A 19,459-nucleotide genomic window follows, 5' to 3' on the forward strand; every position below is an offset into this window, starting at 1 on the left:
CGAATTGTCGCCGTATCGGACATCATGGACACTCGCGCCGGTCATGACCTGGTCACTCGCATAAGCCGCCCGCATGATCCGCAGGTGCGGGTGCGAGCGATACGCGAGGCCGGAGCGGAATGTCCCTAAAGCGTTGGTGGTCAGATCTGGACCATCTCGAAGTCTTCCTTGCGCGCGCCGCATTCCGGGCAGGTCCAGTTGATCGGGACGTCTTCCCAGCGCGTGCCCGGGGCAATGCCCTCTTCCGGCAGCCCGGCTTCTTCGTCATAAATCCAGCCACAAATCAGGCACATCCAGCTCTTGTATTCCATCTTAAGCCGCGTAGGGAAAGTCGGTAAATTCGGGAGCCATGATGGTACCGTGTCGGGGCCGGACTGCCTAGCAATCGCGCTCTAGTCGAACGCCTTCGTTGCGCCGCGCTAAAAAATCCGTTCTGCGTGCCGGCTTTCCGCCGCATAATGACTGCAACGGGCGCACACCAATGGTGCAGCCCGCTCCGCTTGAACGTTTCTTCTTGCCCCATTTGTCCATGTCCAGCAACGCCCCTCCGATCGTCCTTACCTTCGGCCTGTCCGATCCCACCGGTGGCTCCGGCCTCCAAGCCGATCTGATGACCCTGGCGAGCATGGGCTGTCACGGCGTGTCCGTCCTGACGGGCTACACCGTGCGCGACTCGGCTGCCTGCGACGAAGTCACGGGCCTCGATCCCGACGTCGTCGCCGCGCAGGCGCGCATGCTGCTCGAGGACATGCCGGTCGCCGCATTCAAGATCGGCGCGGCTACCCGCGCGGAAGTCGTGAGCGCGATCGCCGAGGTGGTCGCCGACTACGATGGCGTGCCGCTCGTGCTCGCGCCGGACTTCACGCTCGACGACGAGCACGTGCTGGCCGCCGACGACCTGCGCGAATCGATCGCCGACCTGCTCGCCCCGCAGACGACGCTGCTCGTCGCCGACTACGCGACGCTGATCGCGCTCGCGCAACCGGACGGCGACGCGGAAGCGCCGAACCTCGACGCCGCGCTGTCGCATCTGCTGTCGCAGGGCTGCGAATACATCCTCGCGTCCGAAGCCGGTTCGCACCGCCTCGTCAATACGCTGTACGGCGAGGAAGGCCAGATTCGCGAGGACATGTGGGACCGCCCGCCGCATCGGCTGATGGGCCTCACCGATACGCTCGGTGCGGCGATCGCCGCGCTGCTCGCGAACGGGCAGGAGCCGCCCGAAGCGGTGCGCGAGGCGCAGGAATACCTGTTCCAGGCCGTGCGCGACGCGTTCCGGCCGGGCATGGGCGCTTACCTGCCGGATCGCTTCTTCTGGGCGCGCAGCAACGACGACGACGCGTCGCCGCCTGCCGCAACGCCGGACCTGCTGCCGAGGACGTCGCACCGGCATTGAGAAATGAAGAAATAAAAAAAGACCCGCATCGCTGCGGGTCTTTTTTTGGCTGGAACGCGCGTCGCCGCGCGTTCCGGACACCATCGACCGAAGTCGATTACATGTCCATGCCCATGCCGCCCATGCCGCCCGGCATGCCGCCCGCCATCGGAGCGTCTTCCTTCGGCAGTTCTGCGACAGCTGCGTCCGTCGTCAGCAGCAGGCCTGCGACCGAAGCTGCGTTCTGCAGTGCGGTGCGCGTGACCTTGGTCGGGTCGACAACACCAGCCTCGACCATGTCGACGTACTCGCCCGTCGCTGCGTTGTAGCCGTAGTTGCCCTGGCCTGCAGCAACTGCCGCCACCACGACGCTCGCTTCTTCGCCGCCGTTCGTGACGATCTGGCGCAGCGGCTCTTCCATTGCGCGCAGCACGATCTTGATGCCGGCGTTCTGGTCGGCGTTGACGCCGGTCAGGCCTGCGATCGCGGTGCGAGCGCGGATCAGCGCGACGCCGCCGCCAGCCACGATGCCTTCTTCCACAGCCGCGCGCGTTGCGTGCAGTGCGTCTTCGACACGTGCCTTCTTTTCCTTCATTTCGACTTCGGTCGCAGCGCCGACCTTGATCACTGCCACACCGCCGGCCAGCTTGGCCACGCGCTCTTGCAGCTTTTCACGGTCGTAGTCCGACGTCGCTTCTTCGATCTGCGTGCGCACTTGCTTCACGCGCGCTTCGATGTTCACGGCTTCGCCTGCGCCGTCGATGATCGTCGTGTTTTCCTTGCCCACTTCGATGCGCTTCGCCTGGCCCAGTTCGGCCAGCGTTGCCTTCTCGAGCGTCAGGCCGGTTTCTTCCGCGACGACCTGACCGCCGGTCAGGATCGCGATGTCTTCCAGCATCGCCTTGCGACGATCGCCGAAGCCCGGCGCCTTGACCGCAACGGTCTTCAGGATGCCGCGGATGTTGTTGACGACCAGCGTTGCGAGCGCTTCGCCTTCGACGTCTTCAGCGATGATCAGCAGCGGACGGCCAGCCTTTGCGACTTGCTCGAGCACCGGCAGCAGATCGCGGATGTTCGACACCTTCTTGTCGTGCAGCAGCACGAACGGGTTGTCGAGGACGGCGACTTGCTTGTCCGGGTTGTTGATGAAGTACGGCGACAGGTAGCCGCGGTCGAATTGCATGCCTTCGACGACGTCCAGCTCGTCGGCCAGCGACTTGCCGTCTTCGACGGTGATCACGCCTTCCTTGCCGACCTTGTCCATCGCTTCAGCGATGCGATCGCCGATCGACGTGTCGCTGTTCGCCGAGATCGAACCGACTTGAGCGATTTCCTTGTTCGTCGTGCACGGCTTGCTGATCTTCTTCAGCTCTTCGACAGCCGCTGCGACTGCCTTGTCGATGCCGCGCTTCAGGTCCATCGGGTTCATGCCCGATGCGACGTACTTCATGCCTTCGCGGACGATCGATTGCGCGAGGACGGTTGCCGTCGTCGTGCCGTCGCCTGCGTTGTCGCTGGTCTTGGAAGCGACTTCCTTGACCATTTGCGCGCCCATGTTCTGGAGCTTGTCCTTCAGCTCGATTTCCTTCGCGACCGACACACCGTCCTTGGTGACCGTCGGGCCGCCGAAGCTGCGCTCGAGCACGACGTTGCGGCCCTTCGGACCCAGCGTGACCTTCACTGCGTTGGCGAGAATGTTCACGCCTTCGACCATCTTCGCGCGGGCGGAATCGCCGAATACGACGTCTTTAGCTGCCATCTTCTAACTCCTTGGATTCTTGGGAATATGTACCGTTATGGGACGCTTACTTGGCGTTGACCACGGCCATGATGTCTTCTTCGCGCATCACCAGCAGTTCCTGGCCGTCGACCTTGACGGTCTGGCCAGCGTACTTGCCGAACAGCACGCGATCGCCGACCTTCACGTCGAGCGCGATCGGCGCGCCCTTGTCGTCGCGCTTGCCCGGGCCGATGGCCAGGACTTCGCCTTGATCCGGCTTCTCAGCGGCTGCGTCGGGGATCACGATGCCCGATGCCGTCTTGGTTTCCTGATCCAGGCGCTTGACGATCACGCGATCGTGCAAAGGACGAAGGTTCATATCCACTCCTCTCTTGACTGAGATTGAAGAACACTTTGGGAATCTGCCCGGCGGTTCGCCCGGCAGAGAATTGTTAGCACTCTCGTGCAGCGAGTGCTAATTATATGGACGCGTTTTGACAAATTCAAGAAGGGGCCGGCGACGCCGATATCACGGGACGTCCGGCGCGAGTTCGCCCGGACGGGCGGCAGGTGCAGGCAAAATTTTCAGTGCAAAATCAATAGCTTATAAAAATCCACCGAAGCATGGACAGGCCGCGGCCCGCCACGACGGGATAACGAAAGACAGAAAAACGGGCGCCGGGTTCCACCTAGGGAAATCGCGCATTCGGGTGGAAAATTTCGGGAATCGCGCGATCGTCGCGCGTCGGCGGAGGACGGTTCGTGTCGCGCACGGGGTTCCATCCCATTTCAGGTGCACGCCGCCGGCATCGACGCGCGCGGCACGGTCCGCGAAGCGGTTTCGCGGACCGACGGCGGCACACCGCCCCGTTGCGAGGCGGCGGTGCAGTGAGAAAGGTTCTTCATGGCTGGGCGAAGAACCGACAGGAAGCCGTGTCTGCGCGATCGCCGGTTCGAAGGGCGGACCGGAGCCGGCGATGGGCGGATGCATGGCATCCATCGACGGCCTGTCGCAGGTCAGCTTCGGCTTCTGACAACCGACGCTAGGCCGATTTCGTGAACAGCACCATGCCTTCGATGAGCGAGTCCTCCTTGCAATCGTCGGACATCGACTCGTCGAGCATGCGAATGATGTTCCATGCCCACTCCGGCAGCGCGCCCTTGTCCAGCGACAGGCCAAGCGACAGCAACATGGCCATCTGGTTTTCGAACAGCTTCTCCGGACTATGCAGAGACCGGATCTCCAACGGCCCCAGGTCGGCCGCAAAGCTTTCGAGCAGATAGGCACGCGTGAACATCCACTTGTCGTCGAGATGCTTGAAGTATTCCGCGTTCTTGTCGCGCCCGATGCGCGACTTTCTGTCGTGGACGATATTGCGCATGAACTCGCGGACGCCATCGGCGATTTGCTGGCTTCGGCTATCGGCCAGAATGATGCCCATCGCCGCAGACAGGATCACGTTGCCGTTCTCGAAGGGTTCCATGAAGATCGCATGGCCACCCGGCTTCAGCACGCGGGCGACGTGCCTGAACATCAGGTCGGGGCGATACAGGTGATGCGCGATCGCATAGCCCACCACGAGGTCGACCGACGAGTCATGGAAGTCGAGTTGCTCGGCGTTCAGTTGCAGCACGTCGACCTTGCACTTGCAGTTGATGTCGACCAGGCCCTGCCTCAACAAGGCAAGCATCTCCATCGAAAGATCTGAGCAGATGATGCGGACGTTCGACAAATGGCCAAAGATCCGGATCAGTGAAAACACCGATCCGCCCGCTCCGGAGCCGACATCGAGAATGACGAAATCGTCCGCGCCGCAAGGCTCGCGGACGTTCACCGCGTTCAAGGCCTGCTGGATGACACCGTCGCAGTGATCCGAGTTGTAATGCGTCCTGACGTACTCCTGCGCCCGGCTCTTGAACTGTTCCGTCATATACGAATCGACGAAACCGCTGTCGTAGCCCGGTGTCAGCACGCCGAACCGCTCAACCAGCGCTCCGCGGAAGATCCCTTCCAAATTGCTCATGTCGACAGCCCTCTTTTTGGCCTTGAGACTCGTGCCTGGAGAAACGCCGGAATTGGCGCTCTCGCAGATGACTTCAGGTCCGCCTAGCGGTATGTGACGCATTCGTACTTTCAGACAGGCGCATCCACATCATGCTTGAAGGCACCGAATCGCCCGTCCGTCTCGACCACGTGTTCGAGTTTGTGGCTCTCATGCAGGCCCGGCGACGGCACCCCTTTCAATAAACCGTCCGCATGACGCAGGCCGCAGGCCGCAGGCCGCAAAATCCATGTTAATCGCCAAATATGAAATCCCCGACAATCCCCGGCAATATAACGCGCCATGAAAATCGGCGACTCCTGATTCGCGTGTCGCCGATAGTCGGACGCATTGGCAAATTTCATTGCACCGCACGTCATGCGGCGCCCATTCCGCCATGCGCATGATCGATGCACCAATAAAAAAAGGTTCTTCACGGATGAGCGTGAAGAACCCTCGAGTAGCCACGTCTGCGCCGTCGCAAGTTCAAGCGGCGAATCGACGCCGACGCTGCGGCGGACGCATGCAATCCACGGGCGGCCGGTTGCCGCCCTGGCTTTTTCCCCTACCTGGACATGACCATTTCCATGAATGGCGTGGGTGCGTCGAATTTCAGCCCGAACCACTTCCGGTTGACGAACTCGTAGACGTACACCGGCGTCTTCGATTTTGCGAACACGCGCACGCCCCAGGTCTCGCCCGGCTTGATCTCGATGCTTTCGAAATCGAGTCGCACCGGCTTCGTCAGATCCAGCTTCTGAAGGTCGACGACGATGTGGCCCCTGATGTAGTTCTCCGGCGAAACAAGCTCGACACCGAACTGGCCCTGCTTGACGAAATCGACCGTCAGCGCGAAGCACAGTGCCGACAACTTGCCGGACGGGAGCGTGACGCGGTATTCGTGGAACGGCGTGTCGTGAAGCGAATCGCTCAATTCGAGCGAAGAGCCGCTCCGCCGCCAGCCCTGCTGTTCGCTGAACGCCTTCAGGCGCGCGAACTGCGGGGAGATCATGCTCCACAGGTTGCCCGGTGCCGCGAAGATCCGGTGACGCCACGAGTAGCGGCGGATCCGCCGGAAAGTGGCCAGTTCGCACGCCTGCTCGATGGCGGGTGTAAACGACACGTCTCCTCCGGCCACACCCGTTCGCTGCCGGGACCAGGACGCCAGCTTGTGCAGGCGATCGGCCTGGATTTCCCACGGCACTTCACTGCCGTGCTTCTCGAGAATGGCCTGAAGGACGGCCGCGTTTTCCTTGCCGGAGAAATGAGCCGCACAGTACGCCGCGTTGTTCTCGCCGATCCGCTGGAGGCCGGCGCGATCATCCACGGCACCGACGAGCGCGTGATACCACGACGCCGACTTGCCGGAGTCGTGCACGAACACCGCATTCCCGCATTCGACGATCTGGTCGTACGGTTGCGTATCGGGCAGCACGGGGACCGCGTTCATGATCAGCGCGGACAAGAGCGGGTGCAGCGTCTTGTAGGCGTTGTTGATCGTCGAGCTCGGCGCATGCAGCAGCAGGTCCGGCGAGTACCGCGCGAAGCGGCGCATCGCGTAATGGTAGTCAGTCTCGAACGGCAGCAAGGTCACGCGCAAGGAAGCTGGAAGGTCGTCGAGCAGCTTCCTGTATTCGTCCTCGCCCGGCTCCGGCGCGACGAGGTGAATGCTCCGACCTTCGTTCGCCAGCTTTCGAAGCGCCGGGAAAACGACTTCCCAAAGTCCCTTGGCACGGTGCGAGCCGGTCGCGCAGGCGATCACGAGCTCGCCATCGGCCTTCTCGTTGCTGTAATCGACCGGCAGCGCGCGCTGATCGTAGAAGGACACGGGGAAGCGATACAGCCGGTCATGCAGCAGTTGCTCCTCGAAGTATTCGACGAGCTTCGTGCTGGACAACAGGATCCCGTCGAACAGGGACAGATCCTTCCGGTATTGGTCGAGGCGATAGTCCTCGTTGCCATGCGAGAGCTCGCCCGCCTCGGCAAGCAGCGGAAGATTGTCGTCCAGGAAGTAGTACGACGGCACTTTCATGGCGCGCGCCGCATCGATCCATGCGCCGAAATAGGCGATGTGCCGGACGAAAATCACGCAGCTGGCGCGCGCGAGTTCCTCGACGCCGTAGCCCGTGCTCGGCGAAATGATGCGGACGCGCTTGGCGACTTCCGGCGGCAGCGCGTTGAAGTACAGGTACGTCGACGCGTCGTAGTGCAGATTGACGACGAGGATGTAGCCGTCGCCGCGCTGCGCGTCGCTCCAGGGCGCGACGGGCCAGCCGCGACCGTTCGCGTGCTTGACCGCGAGCGACCGAGCCACGGATTGCGTGCTGGCACCATGCACCGGGTCGGGTTCGAGGACGTCGTAGTCGCCGAAGTTCGCCGGAAGCAGCCGTTCATCGCGCGGCGTGTGCATCCACTCGTTGACCGCCCAGCTGTCGAGCGTATAGGTGTGCCCGAGGCTGTCGTTCGTGATCGGACCGTCCTCGATGCCGACCGACACGTCGACCGCCTTGACCTCGTATCGCTCCGCAACGCGACGCCAGAGATCCCAGTCGCACAAGCGCGCGATGAGCACGTGCGGATCGTAGAAGCCGACGTCCTCGATGATTTCCTTCGTCAGCAGCACCCCGTTGTTGGGAATGAAGTTCTCGATGCGCAGCGTGCCTTGCGAGCGCTGCGCGCCGAGACGAGTCGTCAGTACTTCACCCGTTGCCTCGTTGCGCAGCGACATCTCGACGTGGCCGTAGATCATCGCGTGCGGCGCCTTCTCGGATTCGCGCAGCAGCTTCTCGAGCGCATCCTTGTTGAACATCGTGTCGTCGAACGCGAAGGCCAGGCGATCCGAGCGCGCCTTCAGGTATCCCTCGTACTCGGAGATGGCCGGCAACCCGATGTTTTTCGGGTGCCGCAACGAGCTGACACGGCCATCCTTTTGCAGGAATTCCTTCACTTGATCGGCGGTGCCGTCGGTGCTCGCGTCATCGATGATGATTAATTCGATGTCCTTCAGGGTCTGGGACAGAATCGACTCGACGCAACGTCGGAACATGCCGCTCTTCGCGCGCCGGAACGCTGGCAGCAACACGGAAATCCGGGGCTTGTGCGATGGATCGTAGTCCGCTCCAGGAGTCCAGATCGTGTCACGAACAAGGTCTTTCACCAGCATGCGAATCTCTCAGGGTCGGTGTTCAGAAGGTGCGCCGGAGTATAACAAACGAAGCTTTCCGAGCCGTCCGCGACGAGGGCTGCGACGTTGCACCGACACTTGCGAACCGGTTACCGACGCCTTCCGGGAGAGCACCGGCGCCAACCCGACGAACCTCGGAGTGACGCAACCCGTGCGATCGCCATCCCGGTCGCTGCGGCGCGCCATCACGCGCTGCAAGCGCGCTCGTATTGCCGGCAATATCACGAAGCGGCGACGAAACGACATCGTCAGCAGAAATTGCCGGCACCCGAAAAAATCAGGAAACGTTGATGAAAGGAAGCCTGTCCGGCCTCGACAGGCCCATCCGCCTACGCCTGCTCAGCTCGTAAATCCAGACCGGCCCTTCCGCGTCCCTTACAAAAAATCTCATCAGGAACCTTCCTGACTGGAGCCCGCCGATGCCCCCTACCACGAGGCGAACGGGGCGGAATGGGTCAATCTCCTTCAGCGCCCGAACGACATTGGCAACGATTTTGCCGCTCTCGTCGACAAGCTCCAGACCAATTGCCCCATTCATGCCAACCGACGCCAGTTCGATCGCGAATTCAATTTTTTCGAATGGAGCCCCGTTGATGTCGACCAGATACTCGACAAACGGAACTTCGGTCAGGTTCTCACCAAGCCTCAGTTTTCTCGAAAAATTCCATTGCCGGTGCTGGCAATACGATTTGATTTCCGAAAATACCGGATTGATCATGGGCCAGATATTTCGGCCCAGCACAAACCTTCTCTTGACACGCGGCATCAAGCCGCGCGAATGAGCAGCCAGCACGCTCGCATGCCGAAGCGAGACAATCCGGTGCCCGGAGAACTGCCTCGTATACGAATACTCCAGCGTATCGTCGCCCGTATATGAAATATCCGGCAAGGCCTCGATCGATTGCATCTCTGCCGGCATCCCGCCCGCGTGCGGAACATGGCGCTGAGTCTGGCCCGGCTGAAAATCCAGCGACAGCTCCTGCGAATGAAACAGACGTCGTTGGCGCAGCACGTCCCTGTCGCCCGCCAGCGCCACCTCCCTTATTACGTTCGAATATTGTTCCGAGATGCGAACGATCTCGAAATTATTTTCGATCGAAATGCGTGCATTTCTTCCCATCTCGGCCGCGCCGCCGATGTCCGCTGCCAAACGACGCATCCGCTCGGCTAGGGCGGCCGCATCGTTTTGCTCGATCAGGTAACCGTTGAATCCATCGACGATGATGCCCTCCGGCCCGCCGCACTTCGTGGAAATGACCGGCCGCCCGCGGCTCATGCCCTCGATTGTCACGAACGAAAACGATTCGAGGTGGCTTGTCACGACCACGGCCAATGCATCGTCGTAGATTCTGTCGACGTCGCGTTCCTTCGGATGAAAATGAAATACGGACGTGAGGTTGGCATGCCACACCAGATCATGCAGGTGCGATACGTACTCATGGCCGCCGACGCCGTAGATGTGGAATTCCGTGTCACCCGGCGCAAACGACATATATATCGATGCAGCCTCGATGAACATCGGGATATTCTTGTTCGGCTCCATGGTGCAGAGCATGACGAATTTTCGAACGACGTTTTCGTCGCTCGAGAGCGGCGTCCATTCGCCACAACGCGTGCCGTTCGGGACAACGGTAACCTTGCCCGGTTCGAGGTTGTATAGCGCCCGGCAGCCATCGGCGGTGATCTGCGAGGGGCTGACGACCTTGCTGGCGGCACCGAGTTGTCGCATGTCGATCGCAGCCCATCGAGCGGCATCCAGCATGCGGGAAAGCCTGGCGCTAATCAGGCCATGCGAATGCAGGATGACCGGAATTTCTCGCTGGGCCCCTGCGAAGACAGCCGCGGGAACGACGTTCGTGTTGACCAGAACGGCATCCAGCTCGAGCTCTCGAAACAATGTACTCAGCCGCTGCGTCGTGCGCCGCAAGTGATCATCTTCCAGCTTCCGTTCCGATTCGCTGCCTTGCACCGGCACCCAGGGGCGGAAATCGGCGTCGATAACCGGAATCCCTGCCTCTTCTATTTCATCCCTGATCGGCCCCGTCGCCTTCGGAAAGATGGCGATCGCGTCGATCGAAGGTGAAATATTGACCAGGAAGTTGGCCAATGCGCGCTCCGCACCGGCCGGGTACGGTGAATGGGCAACAAAAGCGACTCGCACGTCGGCAGCGCATTTCTTGCGGCGTTCGGCAATACGCTTGATGAAGGCGCCAAACAGCGGCGCAACCACGTTCGTTGCGTAGCGCGCATGCAGCACGTCGCGCGCTGCCGCGCTGATCTGTCGTCGCGTCGCGTGATCGTCGAGCAGTCGGACCATGGCCCGCTTCCAGTCGTCCGCGGCATCCGCGACCAGGATGCCGGTCTTGCCGTCTTCGACCGCGGACACATAAGGCTCTACGTCGCTGTATATGCCGGCCGCACCGACTGCCGAAATTTCCAGAAATTTGTTAGGACACTTGGACGACTCGAATCGGGTGCGGCCAAGCGGAGCCAGGAGAATATCGGGCGCGCGCCGCGACAACATCTGAGCATACGCACGGTAACCATAGACGTAGGGCTCGAACTTGACTCGATCACTGTCAATGGTGGACAGCGATTCCGGCACCGCGTGTCCCATGTACAGGATGTCGAAATCGTCCCGCTCCTCACTGAGTTCCTTCAGCGCGCGGAACGCCGCATTGTCAGGACGCGGCGACCCCGCATAGCCGATCGTCAGACGGCCGCTCGCCTTCTCCAGTGCCGGCTCGAAATGCGTCAGGTCGATGTTTGTCGGAAGCACGACCACCTGCTTCGCGACGCTTCGCATGTCTTCCGCGAGAATCTCGTTATACGTGAGCGCGACGTCCGCATGACGGAGGCAATAGGTAAAGGTCTTGTATATCTCGCCGTCTTCATGGAATACGGCTGCGTATTCCTTCCAGTCCTTGCCGACCGTAAACCAGTTGTCGTCAAGCATGTAGACCGTGGGTATGCCGGCACGATTGCAGAAATCCATCAGGTCGCATGCCTGCCGCGATTTCGTTCTGCTGAAGATAACCACATCGCTGCCGAACACGTCTGCCCGCGTCGCGGCGGTATCCAGGATGCTGCGCCAGGTCACCGGCACGGACATCAGATCGCCGGCAAAGTAGTTGAAGAAACACAGCTGGTTGTGGGCCGGCTCGCCTGGCCCCCCGAGGACCGTAATGCGCAATGCCCCGGAGCTGGCATCGGAAACATCGGCCTCCTTCAACGCAATCTCGGAACGCGTGAAGACGGAAGTCGCGCGCGCGAGGACGCTTGCGTCGTGGCGCGACAGGTTTCTCGCGAAAGACGTGACATCGGCGCTGTCCCAATCGACGAGGCAGGACGTGGCCGGCAAGTTGCGCTGCAACATAGCGCGGCGGGCGGCCATGTCTCCCGAGATCAGCATGTCGTCCGAAAATGGATACTCGTACCACGTCCATTTAGGCTCGGGTTGCTGGATGGCCGTTGCGCGCCGGAGCATGTTGTTTCTGCTCAGATGCAGCGAATACTCCCACCAGAACGCGCGCTGCAGAATCGGCGACGTCGAGAAGCCCCCGCTTTCAAGAAACGCCTTCCTCTGAACGAGGCAGTTCGACATCGGCACGTAATCGGCCATCTCAACCCATCCCGGCGGATAGTTCCGGTGATCTCCACCGGTCGGATCGGCCAGCCATGAGCGCGTCTCGTCGCGACCATGCACCGACGTTGTCGGCGGGCCCGCCAATGCGATCGTATTCTCGTCGACGCTCTTGGCCAGTTCGCAGATCGACGCATGCCAGGCACGCACATCCACGCCCGGCCACAGAAACGTCAGGAAGTCGCCGTGTGCCGCTTGTGCGCCGACGTTGAACAGAATTGCCGGCGTGGATTTCTCGGTGACAGAGATGAATTTTGCGACCTGGAATGCTTCAAGCCCGGCGACATCCACCACCTGCATCCAGTAGGCGCCGTCGCCCACGAAAATATACTGGAAGCGAGCGGAGTCGCTACGTGCGATCTGGGCAAGATCGGCACATATGGCGGTTACCGCCGACTGCACAAGTACGTAATCCCCAACAAGCGGGACAATTGTCGTTATCGTTTTTTTCTGCATCGCCATCTCAAATCGTAAATAAGCTTACAAGACGGTTATGTTTTTTTTGGCCCGCCATCACGGTGCGTAACGCGTCAGCGATATTCGCACCGACCCTCCATTGTGCCGCCTGCCGATTGCGCTCAAGCAATCGATGAATGCCTGTTTGACGCAAGCTTGAACCACGAACAACCGTTCTGCGCCGCTGACATCGCCCGAAGACGCCTCGCGGGTAATCATGCTCACGTCCTGCCTCGATCAGATGAAAGTTCATGACACACCCTGGCGTGAATAAAGAGGCTCGCAATACAAGTGCGCGCTGCGCACCCGTCTGAGCAGGTTCAATCTGCGCCATTCGACCATCCGGATGCCGAATTTTTCGATTCCCGGGAGCGCCTGCAGACGGACGCGGATACGGCCCGCAGGAATCGCGACATTCGAGAACGTCACTTCGACCGGTCGAATCCCGCAGTCTTTCGACACGACAACCGGACTGCTCGCGAGCACGTGAGCCGAATCCTCTGACCATACTTCGCAGTCGAAAAGTGCCGTAGGCGCATGCGGCTCGCTCAGCGCCGTGATCGCGAGCCGCAAACCGGTGATCGTACCAGCTTCAGCCGGCACGTCGTAGATCCACGCCTGCCCGGCCTGCCAAAGCTCGCTCTCCTGAATGACGGCCCCGCGGCCGCCGAGATCGTGTGCCTCTCCGTACGTCTTCAACGGGATGAATGCGGGTGCGATCAGCGTCGACAGATCCTGCGCGCGACGCCGGCGCAGGTCGGCCTGCCAGTTGCTGTGATCGGACGAGCCGAGGCCCCGGTAACCGGCCCCCGGGAAATCATAGTCGTCCGGCGGCAGCACCGTCTCGCCGGCATTCGAGAAGAATCGCGCCGTGTGTTCGTTGAACCTCTGGAGATGGTACGGATTGGCCTGATTCAACCCCGTCGCCGCATACGGCGCGACGATCGTGATCAACGCGCGGTCCTTGCAGATTCGATGCATCTCGTGAATGACGCGTGGGAGATCGCGGACGTGCTCAAGCGAATGCGAGGCGACCAGATAGTCGACCGAGTCGTCGGACAATGGAATCCCTCGATCGAGGCCGCACACGATGTCGACGCCCCGCATCGCGAAACGGTCGATGCCGATGAAGCCGTCGCGCTTCACGGGGCCACAACCCAAATCGACCTTCACGATGCGCTGTGGCGCTATCAATCGTCTGCTCTTTGACATCAACAATTGCCCGTCACGCGGTCTCGTCCGGTTCCGTGACATTACCTTTTCCGGCAACGGGTCATATCAGCACGCGTCCGGCGTGCGATGTATCGGGCCATGCGGCGACCTCATGCAAAGCGCGGGCAACGCCCGCGATAGCGAGCATCCCCTTGCGCAGCCGCGCGACCAACAGCGGATCCTGCCGACGCAGCGTACATGACAGATTGTGGACGTCGCAATCATGCGCCCCTGTTCGGTCCTTGCCGTCGCCTCCGCCCTCGTAACGGCTCGTAAAGTAACACATCGAACCCACGCTCGAAAGACGAGCCAGTACGCGCCGGCGCGGCTTGCGCCGGCCTCCGCGCGCCAATCGCAGCCAGCCCGCGCGACGGCATGGCCAGGTGCCGCGACGCACGAGCTTGCGTCAGGATGAAACGTCGACCGTCGGCATCGCTCAACCGCCAGGCTGACAATTCATTCATTTTAATTACTCAGATCATTTCATTTTCAGATCACATCAAAGCAAAAAATCAATCTTCGTAATTAATCTCCTTTCAGTTTGTAACGCAGATGCGAATCATTCTCGTTTACGTTGACTTTCTCAATTGGTGCGCCTACGATCCGCCCCGTCGTGTCAATCGCCGCGCCCCGTCGACTCGATGTCGATGTCGAGGCGCCGATTCGCAAGGATTCCGCAACAAATAGAATCAGAGGGTTGAAATGAAGTGTGTGCCGTTCATCGGAGACTGCATCCGTCCGCGGATGCGCCCGGCCGCCCGCGCGGTCCTCGCCGCCGGGCTGTGGCTCGCCAGCGCCGCCGCGTTCGCGGACACGCCGGTCGACGCGCAGCCGGAGGCCCCTGAGGCCGATCTCGCGATCCAGGCGAAGCCGACCGACATGTGGACCGGCGTCTGGACCCGCCAGACCCTGCTCGGCGACATGGGCGGCATCCGCCCGTGGCTCGGCAAGTACGGCGCGACGCTGCAGATCACCGAAACCAGCGAATACCTCGCGAACCTGCGCGGCGGCCTGAACCGCGGCGGCACCTACGACGGCCTGACCACCGCGACGCTGTCGGTCGACACGCAGAAGGCGATCGGCCTACCGGGCGGCACGTTCAACGTCAGCGCGCTGCAGATCCACGGCCGCAACCTGAGCCAGTACAACCTCGGCACGCTGAACACCGCGAGCGGCATCGAGGCGCAGGACACGACCCGCCTCTGGGAGCTGTGGTACCAGCAGTCGTTCCTCGACAAGCGCGTCGACGTGAAGATCGGCCAGCAGAGCCTCGACCAGGAATTCATGGTCAGCACCTACGCGAACACATTCATCAACACGATGTTCGGCTGGCCCGCGCTGCCGTCGTACGACCTGCCGAACGGCGGCCCCGCGTATCCGCTCGCGGGCCTCGGCGTGCGCGTGCGCGCGCAGCTCACGCCGAAGCTCACCGCGCTCGCGGGCGTGTTCGACGGCGATCCGCTCGGCAACAACCCGAACAACCTGAGCGGCACGAACTTCAACCTGCACAACGGCGCACTCTATATCGGCGAGCTGCAGTACGCGCTGAACCAGCCGTCCGACGGCGAGATGGACACCGGCCATTCGAACGGGCTGCCCGGCACCTACAAGATCGGCGTCTGGTATCACAACGGCCGCTTCGCCGATCAGCGCACGGGCACCGACGGCCTGTCGCTCGCCGATCCGGCCTCAACCGCGAACGGCGACGCGCAGCCGCACCACGGCAACTACAGCTTCTACGCGGTCGCGGACCAGATGGTCTGGCGTCCGGACCCGAACGGCGCGAAGAGCCTCGGCGTGTTCGCGCGCGTGATGGGCGCGCCCGGCGACCGCAACCTCGTCAGCTTCGCAGCGAACGCCGGCGTCGTGCTGAAGGCGCCGTTCGAAGGCCGCGATAACGACAGCGTCGGCCTTGCCGTCACCTACATCCAGGTCGGCAACCACGTGAGCTCGCTCGACCGCGACCAGCTCGCGTTCTCGGGCGGCCCGTACGGCGTGCGCACCCGCGAGACGACCGTCGAGGCGACCTACCAGTACCAGGTCAACCCGTGGTGGGTGATCGCGGCGGACGCGCAGTACACGTTCAACGCGGGCGCCGGCCAGAACCCGAACGACCCGACCCAGCCGCTGCGCAACACGTTCGTGCTCGGCGCGCGCACGGTCATCACGTTCTGACGTCCGCACGCCGCGCGAACGCCCACCGCTTTTCGCGCGCCGCCCGGCGGCGCGCCACCCAGGAGATTCACATGATCGACTTCGCACCGCTTTCCGCACCGCTGCGCCGCGTCGCGACGGGCGCGACGGTCACGGCGGCACTCGTCGCCGCCGCTGTCGCGCACGCCGAGCCGCAAGGCTTCCTCGAGACGCTGCATCGCCACGCGACGCTCGTCAACACGGTCCCCGACAACGGCGACCAGAACCCGTACGCAATCGCGGTCGCGCCCGTATCGGCCGGCACGATCCAGCAAGGCGACGTGCTCGTCGACAACTTCAACAACGCCGCGAACCTGCAGGGCACCGGCAGCACGATCGTCGACTACCGTCCGTCGACGAAGCAGCTGAGCCTGTTCGCATCGATTCCGCGCGACCTGAAGGCGTGCCCGGGCGGTGTCGGCCTGTCGACCGCGATGACGATGCTGAAGTCCGGCTGGGTGATCGTCGGCAGCACGCCGAGCAACGACGGCACGACCAATACGAAGGGCGCCGGCTGCCTGGTCGTGCTCGATCCGCACGGCAAGATCGCGTCGACGTGGTCGACCCCGAACATCAACGACCCGTGGGGCAACATGGCCGTCGTCGACCGCGGCGACAGCGCGACGCTGTTCGTCAGCATGGCCGGCTTCGGCGTCGGCGGCGCGGACGGCAACCCGCCCGTCTACAAGCAGGCGACCGTGCTGCGTCTCGACCTCGACGTGCCGGCCGGCAAGCCGCCCGTGATCCGGCAGGAAACAGTGGTCGCGAGCGGGCTCGGCGCGCAGGCCGACAAGGGCGTGTTCCTGGTCGGCCCGACCGGCCTCGCGCTGTCCGGCGACCAGAAGAAACTGTACGTGTCGGACGCGATCGGCAACCGCATCGTCGAGATCGACGATCCGCTCACGCGCGACACGAGCGCGGGCGTCGGCCGCCAGATCACCGCCGACGGCTTCCTGCGCCGCCCGCTCGCGCTCGCGACCGCGCCGAACGGCCACCTGCTCGCGACCAACGCGCAGAACGGCCAGGTCGTCGAAATCGACCCGGTCGGCGGCAAGCAGCTCTACGCGCGCTGGATCAATACCGACAAGGCGCAGACGCCCCCCGGCAACGGCAACCTGTTCGGCATCGCGATGACGCCCGAAGGCGACGGCTTCTACTACGTCGCGGACGACGTCAACACGCTGATGCTCGCGAAGTAACGGAACCGATCATGGCAGACGAAACCAAGCAGCCGCCGCGTCCCGCGCGACGCGGCTTCCTGAAGGCCGGCGGCGCCGCGGTGGCCGCGGGCCTCGCAGCGGCGTCGAGGCCGGCCGCGAAGGCGGCCGATGCGCCCGCCGCCTCACCCGCACCCGCGTCCGCGCACGACGGCGTCGAGCCGTTCTACGGCAAGCACCAGGGCGGCATCACGACGCCGCAGCAGCGCCATGCGTATTTCGCGGCGCTCGACCTGACGACGGTCCAGCGCGCGGACGTGATCGCGCTGCTGAAGACCTGGACCGACGCTGCCGCGCGGATGTCGCGCGGCGACACCGCGCAGCCGCTCGTCACGACGGGCGGCGACGAGGTCGTGCCGGCCGATGGCGGTGACGCGCTCGGCCTCGGCCCCGCGCGCCTGACGATCACGTTCGGCTTCGGCCCCGGCATGTTCGCGCTCGCCGGCAAGGACCGCTACGGCCTCGCGAAGCACCGCCCCGCCGCGCTCGTCGACCTGCCGCGCTTCAACGGCGACCAGTTGCTGCCCGAAAAGACCGGCGGCGACCTGCTCATCCAGGCCTGCGCGGACGACGCGCAGGTCGCGTTTCACGCAGTGCGCCAGCTCGTGCGCCTCGGCGCGACGGCGACGCAGATGCGCTGGGGCCAGGCCGGCTTCACGTCGGGCAAGCCCGGCGAGACGCCGCGCAACCTGATGGGCTTCAAGGACGGCACGATGAACCCGCCGATGTCCGATCCGGCCGCGATGAACGAATTCGTGTGGGCCGGCAGCGAAGGCCCCGCGTGGATGAACGGCGGCACCTACACGGTCGTGCGCCGGATCCGCATCACGCTCGAGCACTGGGACAACACGGAGCTCGGCTTCCAGGAACAGGTGGTGGGCCGCCACAAGTACAGCGGCGCGCCGCTCGGCCAGAAGCACGAGTTCGAGCCGCTCGATCTCGACGCGGTCGACAAGGACGGCAACGCCGTGATCCCCGACAACTCGCACGCGCGCCTCGCGTCGCCGCAGCTGAACAACGGCGCGCAGATCCTGCGCCGCGCGTATTCGTACAACGACAGCACGAACTTCTACATCGAGCGCTGGCCGCCGTGGCGCCAACAGACCGAGTACGACGCGGGGCTGATGTTCGTCGCGCACCAGCGCGATCCGCGCAAGGGCTTCATCCCGATCAACGAGAAGCTCTCGAAGCTGGACATCATGAACCAGTACACGACGCACGTCGGCAGCGCGATCTTCGCGTGCCCGCCGGGCGCGCAACCTGGTTCGTATATCGGCGCCGCGCTGTTCGACGCCTAGTTCGACGATTATGCAGGCCGGTGCGCCGGCCTTTCAGGATCCATCACCGATTACCGACATGAAGCTCTCGCCCATCAGCCGCCCCGTGCGACACCTCTTCTCCGCGGCCGCCGCCGCGCTCATGCTCGCCAGCGTGCTGCACGTGACACCCGCGCATGCGGCCACGCTCACGCTGTACAACGCGCAACACGAGCAGGTCGTGAACCAGCTCGTCAAGGACTTCGAAGCACAGTCCGGCATCAGCGTGAAGGTGCGTTCGGGCGAAGGCCCGGCGCTCGCCGCGCAGCTCGTCGCCGAAGGCGAGCGCACGCCGGCCGACGTCTACTTCACCGAGAATTCGCCGGAACTCGTGCTGCTCGACCACAAGGGCCTGCTCGCGAAGGTCGACGCCGATACGCAGAAGGCCGTGCCCGCGCGCTTCAACGCGACCGACGGCAACTGGCAAGGCGTGCTCGCGCGCGAAAGCGTGATGATCTACAACACCGCGAAGCTGCAGCCGCAGCAACTGCCTGCGTCGCTGCTCGATCTCGCGAAGCCGGAATGGAAGGGCAAGATCGGCATCGCGCCGAGCGACGCCGATTTCCTGCCGCTCGTGAGCGCGGTGCTCGCGCTGCACGGCGAAGCCACGACGCTGCAATGGCTGAAGGGCCTGAAGACCAACGCGCAGATCTTCGACGACGAGGAAGGCGTGACCGCGGCCGTCAACCGCGGCGGCGTCGTCACCGGCATCGTCAACAACTACTACTGGGATCGTCTGCATGCCGAACTCGGCGACAAGTCGACGAAGAGCGCGATCCACCACTTCATGCATGGCGACGTCGGCGGCACCGTCAACGTGTCGGGCGCCGCGGTGCTGAAGGCGTCGAAGCACCAGCCGGAAGCGCAGAAGTTCGTCGCGTATCTCGTCAGCGAGCGCGCGCAAAAGCTGATGGCGACGAGCCATGTGAGCTTCGAATATCCGCTGCATCCGGGCGTGGCGCCCGATCCGATCCTGAAGCCGTTCAGCGAACTGAGCCCGCCGTCGCTGTCGTTCGAACAACTCGGCGACGACAGCCAGGCCGGCAAGCTGCTGCGTCAGGCCGGCCTGCTCTGAGCATGCACGACGCCGTTCCCGCCGCC

14 protein-coding genes are annotated in these 19,459 nt (G+C 63.1%); 5 read left to right on the plus strand and 9 right to left on the minus strand.

The window, feature by feature from the left end; genetic code table 11:
* Positions 1-140: 140 nt before the first annotated feature.
* The gene (locus tag G3N94_RS30735) at positions 141-311 is read right to left on the minus strand and encodes a rubredoxin (RefSeq protein WP_004186709.1); all 171 of its coding nucleotides are present in this window, start codon (positions 309-311) and stop codon (positions 141-143) included.
* A gap of 218 nt (positions 312-529) precedes the next feature.
* Here G3N94_RS30735 and G3N94_RS30740 point away from each other — a divergent pair, with 218 nt between their 5' ends.
* Entirely contained in the window at positions 530-1,396 is an 867-nt protein-coding gene (locus G3N94_RS30740; protein ID WP_205796871.1) for a hydroxymethylpyrimidine/phosphomethylpyrimidine kinase, read from the plus strand.
* Positions 1,397-1,493: 97 nt separating this feature from the next.
* On the opposite strand, the gene groL is transcribed toward G3N94_RS30740, so the two are convergent.
* From groL to G3N94_RS30780, 8 genes are all read right to left on the minus strand, one after another.
* On the minus strand, positions 1,494-3,134 hold the full coding sequence (groL, locus tag G3N94_RS30745; RefSeq protein WP_205796874.1) for a chaperonin GroEL: 1,641 nt from the start codon (positions 3,132-3,134) through the stop codon (positions 1,494-1,496).
* Positions 3,135-3,180: 46 nt separating this feature from the next.
* Positions 3,181-3,474, minus strand: a complete 294-nt coding sequence (gene groES / locus G3N94_RS30750; protein ID WP_004186661.1) for a co-chaperone GroES — start codon at positions 3,472-3,474, stop codon at positions 3,181-3,183.
* A 664-nt stretch (positions 3,475-4,138) separates the two neighbouring features.
* The gene (locus G3N94_RS30755; RefSeq protein ID WP_205796877.1) at positions 4,139-5,221 is read right to left on the minus strand and encodes a class I SAM-dependent methyltransferase; all 1,083 of its coding nucleotides are present in this window, start codon (positions 5,219-5,221) and stop codon (positions 4,139-4,141) included.
* 8 nt (positions 5,222-5,229) lie between these two features.
* Positions 5,230-5,502 carry a hypothetical protein gene (locus G3N94_RS30760; protein ID WP_205796880.1) on the minus strand — a complete coding sequence of 91 codons (273 nt, stop codon included), beginning with the start codon at positions 5,500-5,502 and terminating at the stop codon, positions 5,230-5,232.
* A gap of 200 nt (positions 5,503-5,702) precedes the next feature.
* Entirely contained in the window at positions 5,703-8,300 is a 2,598-nt protein-coding gene (locus tag G3N94_RS30765; RefSeq protein ID WP_205796882.1) for a glycosyltransferase, read from the minus strand.
* A gap of 298 nt (positions 8,301-8,598) precedes the next feature.
* The gene (locus tag G3N94_RS30770; RefSeq protein WP_205796885.1) at positions 8,599-12,420 is read right to left on the minus strand and encodes a glycosyltransferase; all 3,822 of its coding nucleotides are present in this window, start codon (positions 12,418-12,420) and stop codon (positions 8,599-8,601) included.
* Positions 12,421-12,427: 7 nt separating this feature from the next.
* Positions 12,428-12,673, minus strand: coding sequence for a hypothetical protein (locus tag G3N94_RS30775; RefSeq protein ID WP_205796887.1), 246 nt, complete (start codon positions 12,671-12,673; stop codon positions 12,428-12,430).
* Complete coding sequence (locus G3N94_RS30780) at positions 12,670-13,614, minus strand: methyltransferase domain-containing protein (RefSeq protein WP_205796889.1); 945 nt, start codon at positions 13,612-13,614, stop codon at positions 12,670-12,672. Before G3N94_RS30780 ends, G3N94_RS30775 begins: the two co-directional genes overlap by 4 nt.
* Before the next feature lie 762 nt (positions 13,615-14,376).
* Here G3N94_RS30780 and G3N94_RS30785 point away from each other — a divergent pair.
* From G3N94_RS30785 to G3N94_RS30800, 4 genes are all read left to right on the plus strand, one after another.
* Positions 14,377-15,807, plus strand: coding sequence for a carbohydrate porin (locus tag G3N94_RS30785; RefSeq protein ID WP_241022161.1), 1,431 nt, complete (start codon positions 14,377-14,379; stop codon positions 15,805-15,807).
* A gap of 71 nt (positions 15,808-15,878) precedes the next feature.
* Positions 15,879-17,024, plus strand: coding sequence for a hypothetical protein (locus G3N94_RS30790; protein WP_205796893.1), 1,146 nt, complete (start codon positions 15,879-15,881; stop codon positions 17,022-17,024).
* 11 nt (positions 17,025-17,035) lie between these two features.
* Entirely contained in the window at positions 17,036-18,340 is a 1,305-nt protein-coding gene (efeB, locus tag G3N94_RS30795) for an iron uptake transporter deferrochelatase/peroxidase subunit (protein ID WP_205796895.1), read from the plus strand.
* A 58-nt stretch (positions 18,341-18,398) separates the two neighbouring features.
* Positions 18,399-19,433: an iron ABC transporter substrate-binding protein gene (locus G3N94_RS30800; protein WP_205796897.1), complete on the plus strand. Its 1,035-nt coding sequence runs from the start codon at positions 18,399-18,401 to the stop codon at positions 19,431-19,433.
* Positions 19,434-19,459 lie beyond the last annotated feature (26 nt).

The sequence above is a fragment of the Burkholderia sp. Ac-20353 genome (assembly GCF_017104785.1).
Classification (GTDB): domain Bacteria; phylum Pseudomonadota; class Gammaproteobacteria; order Burkholderiales; family Burkholderiaceae; genus Burkholderia.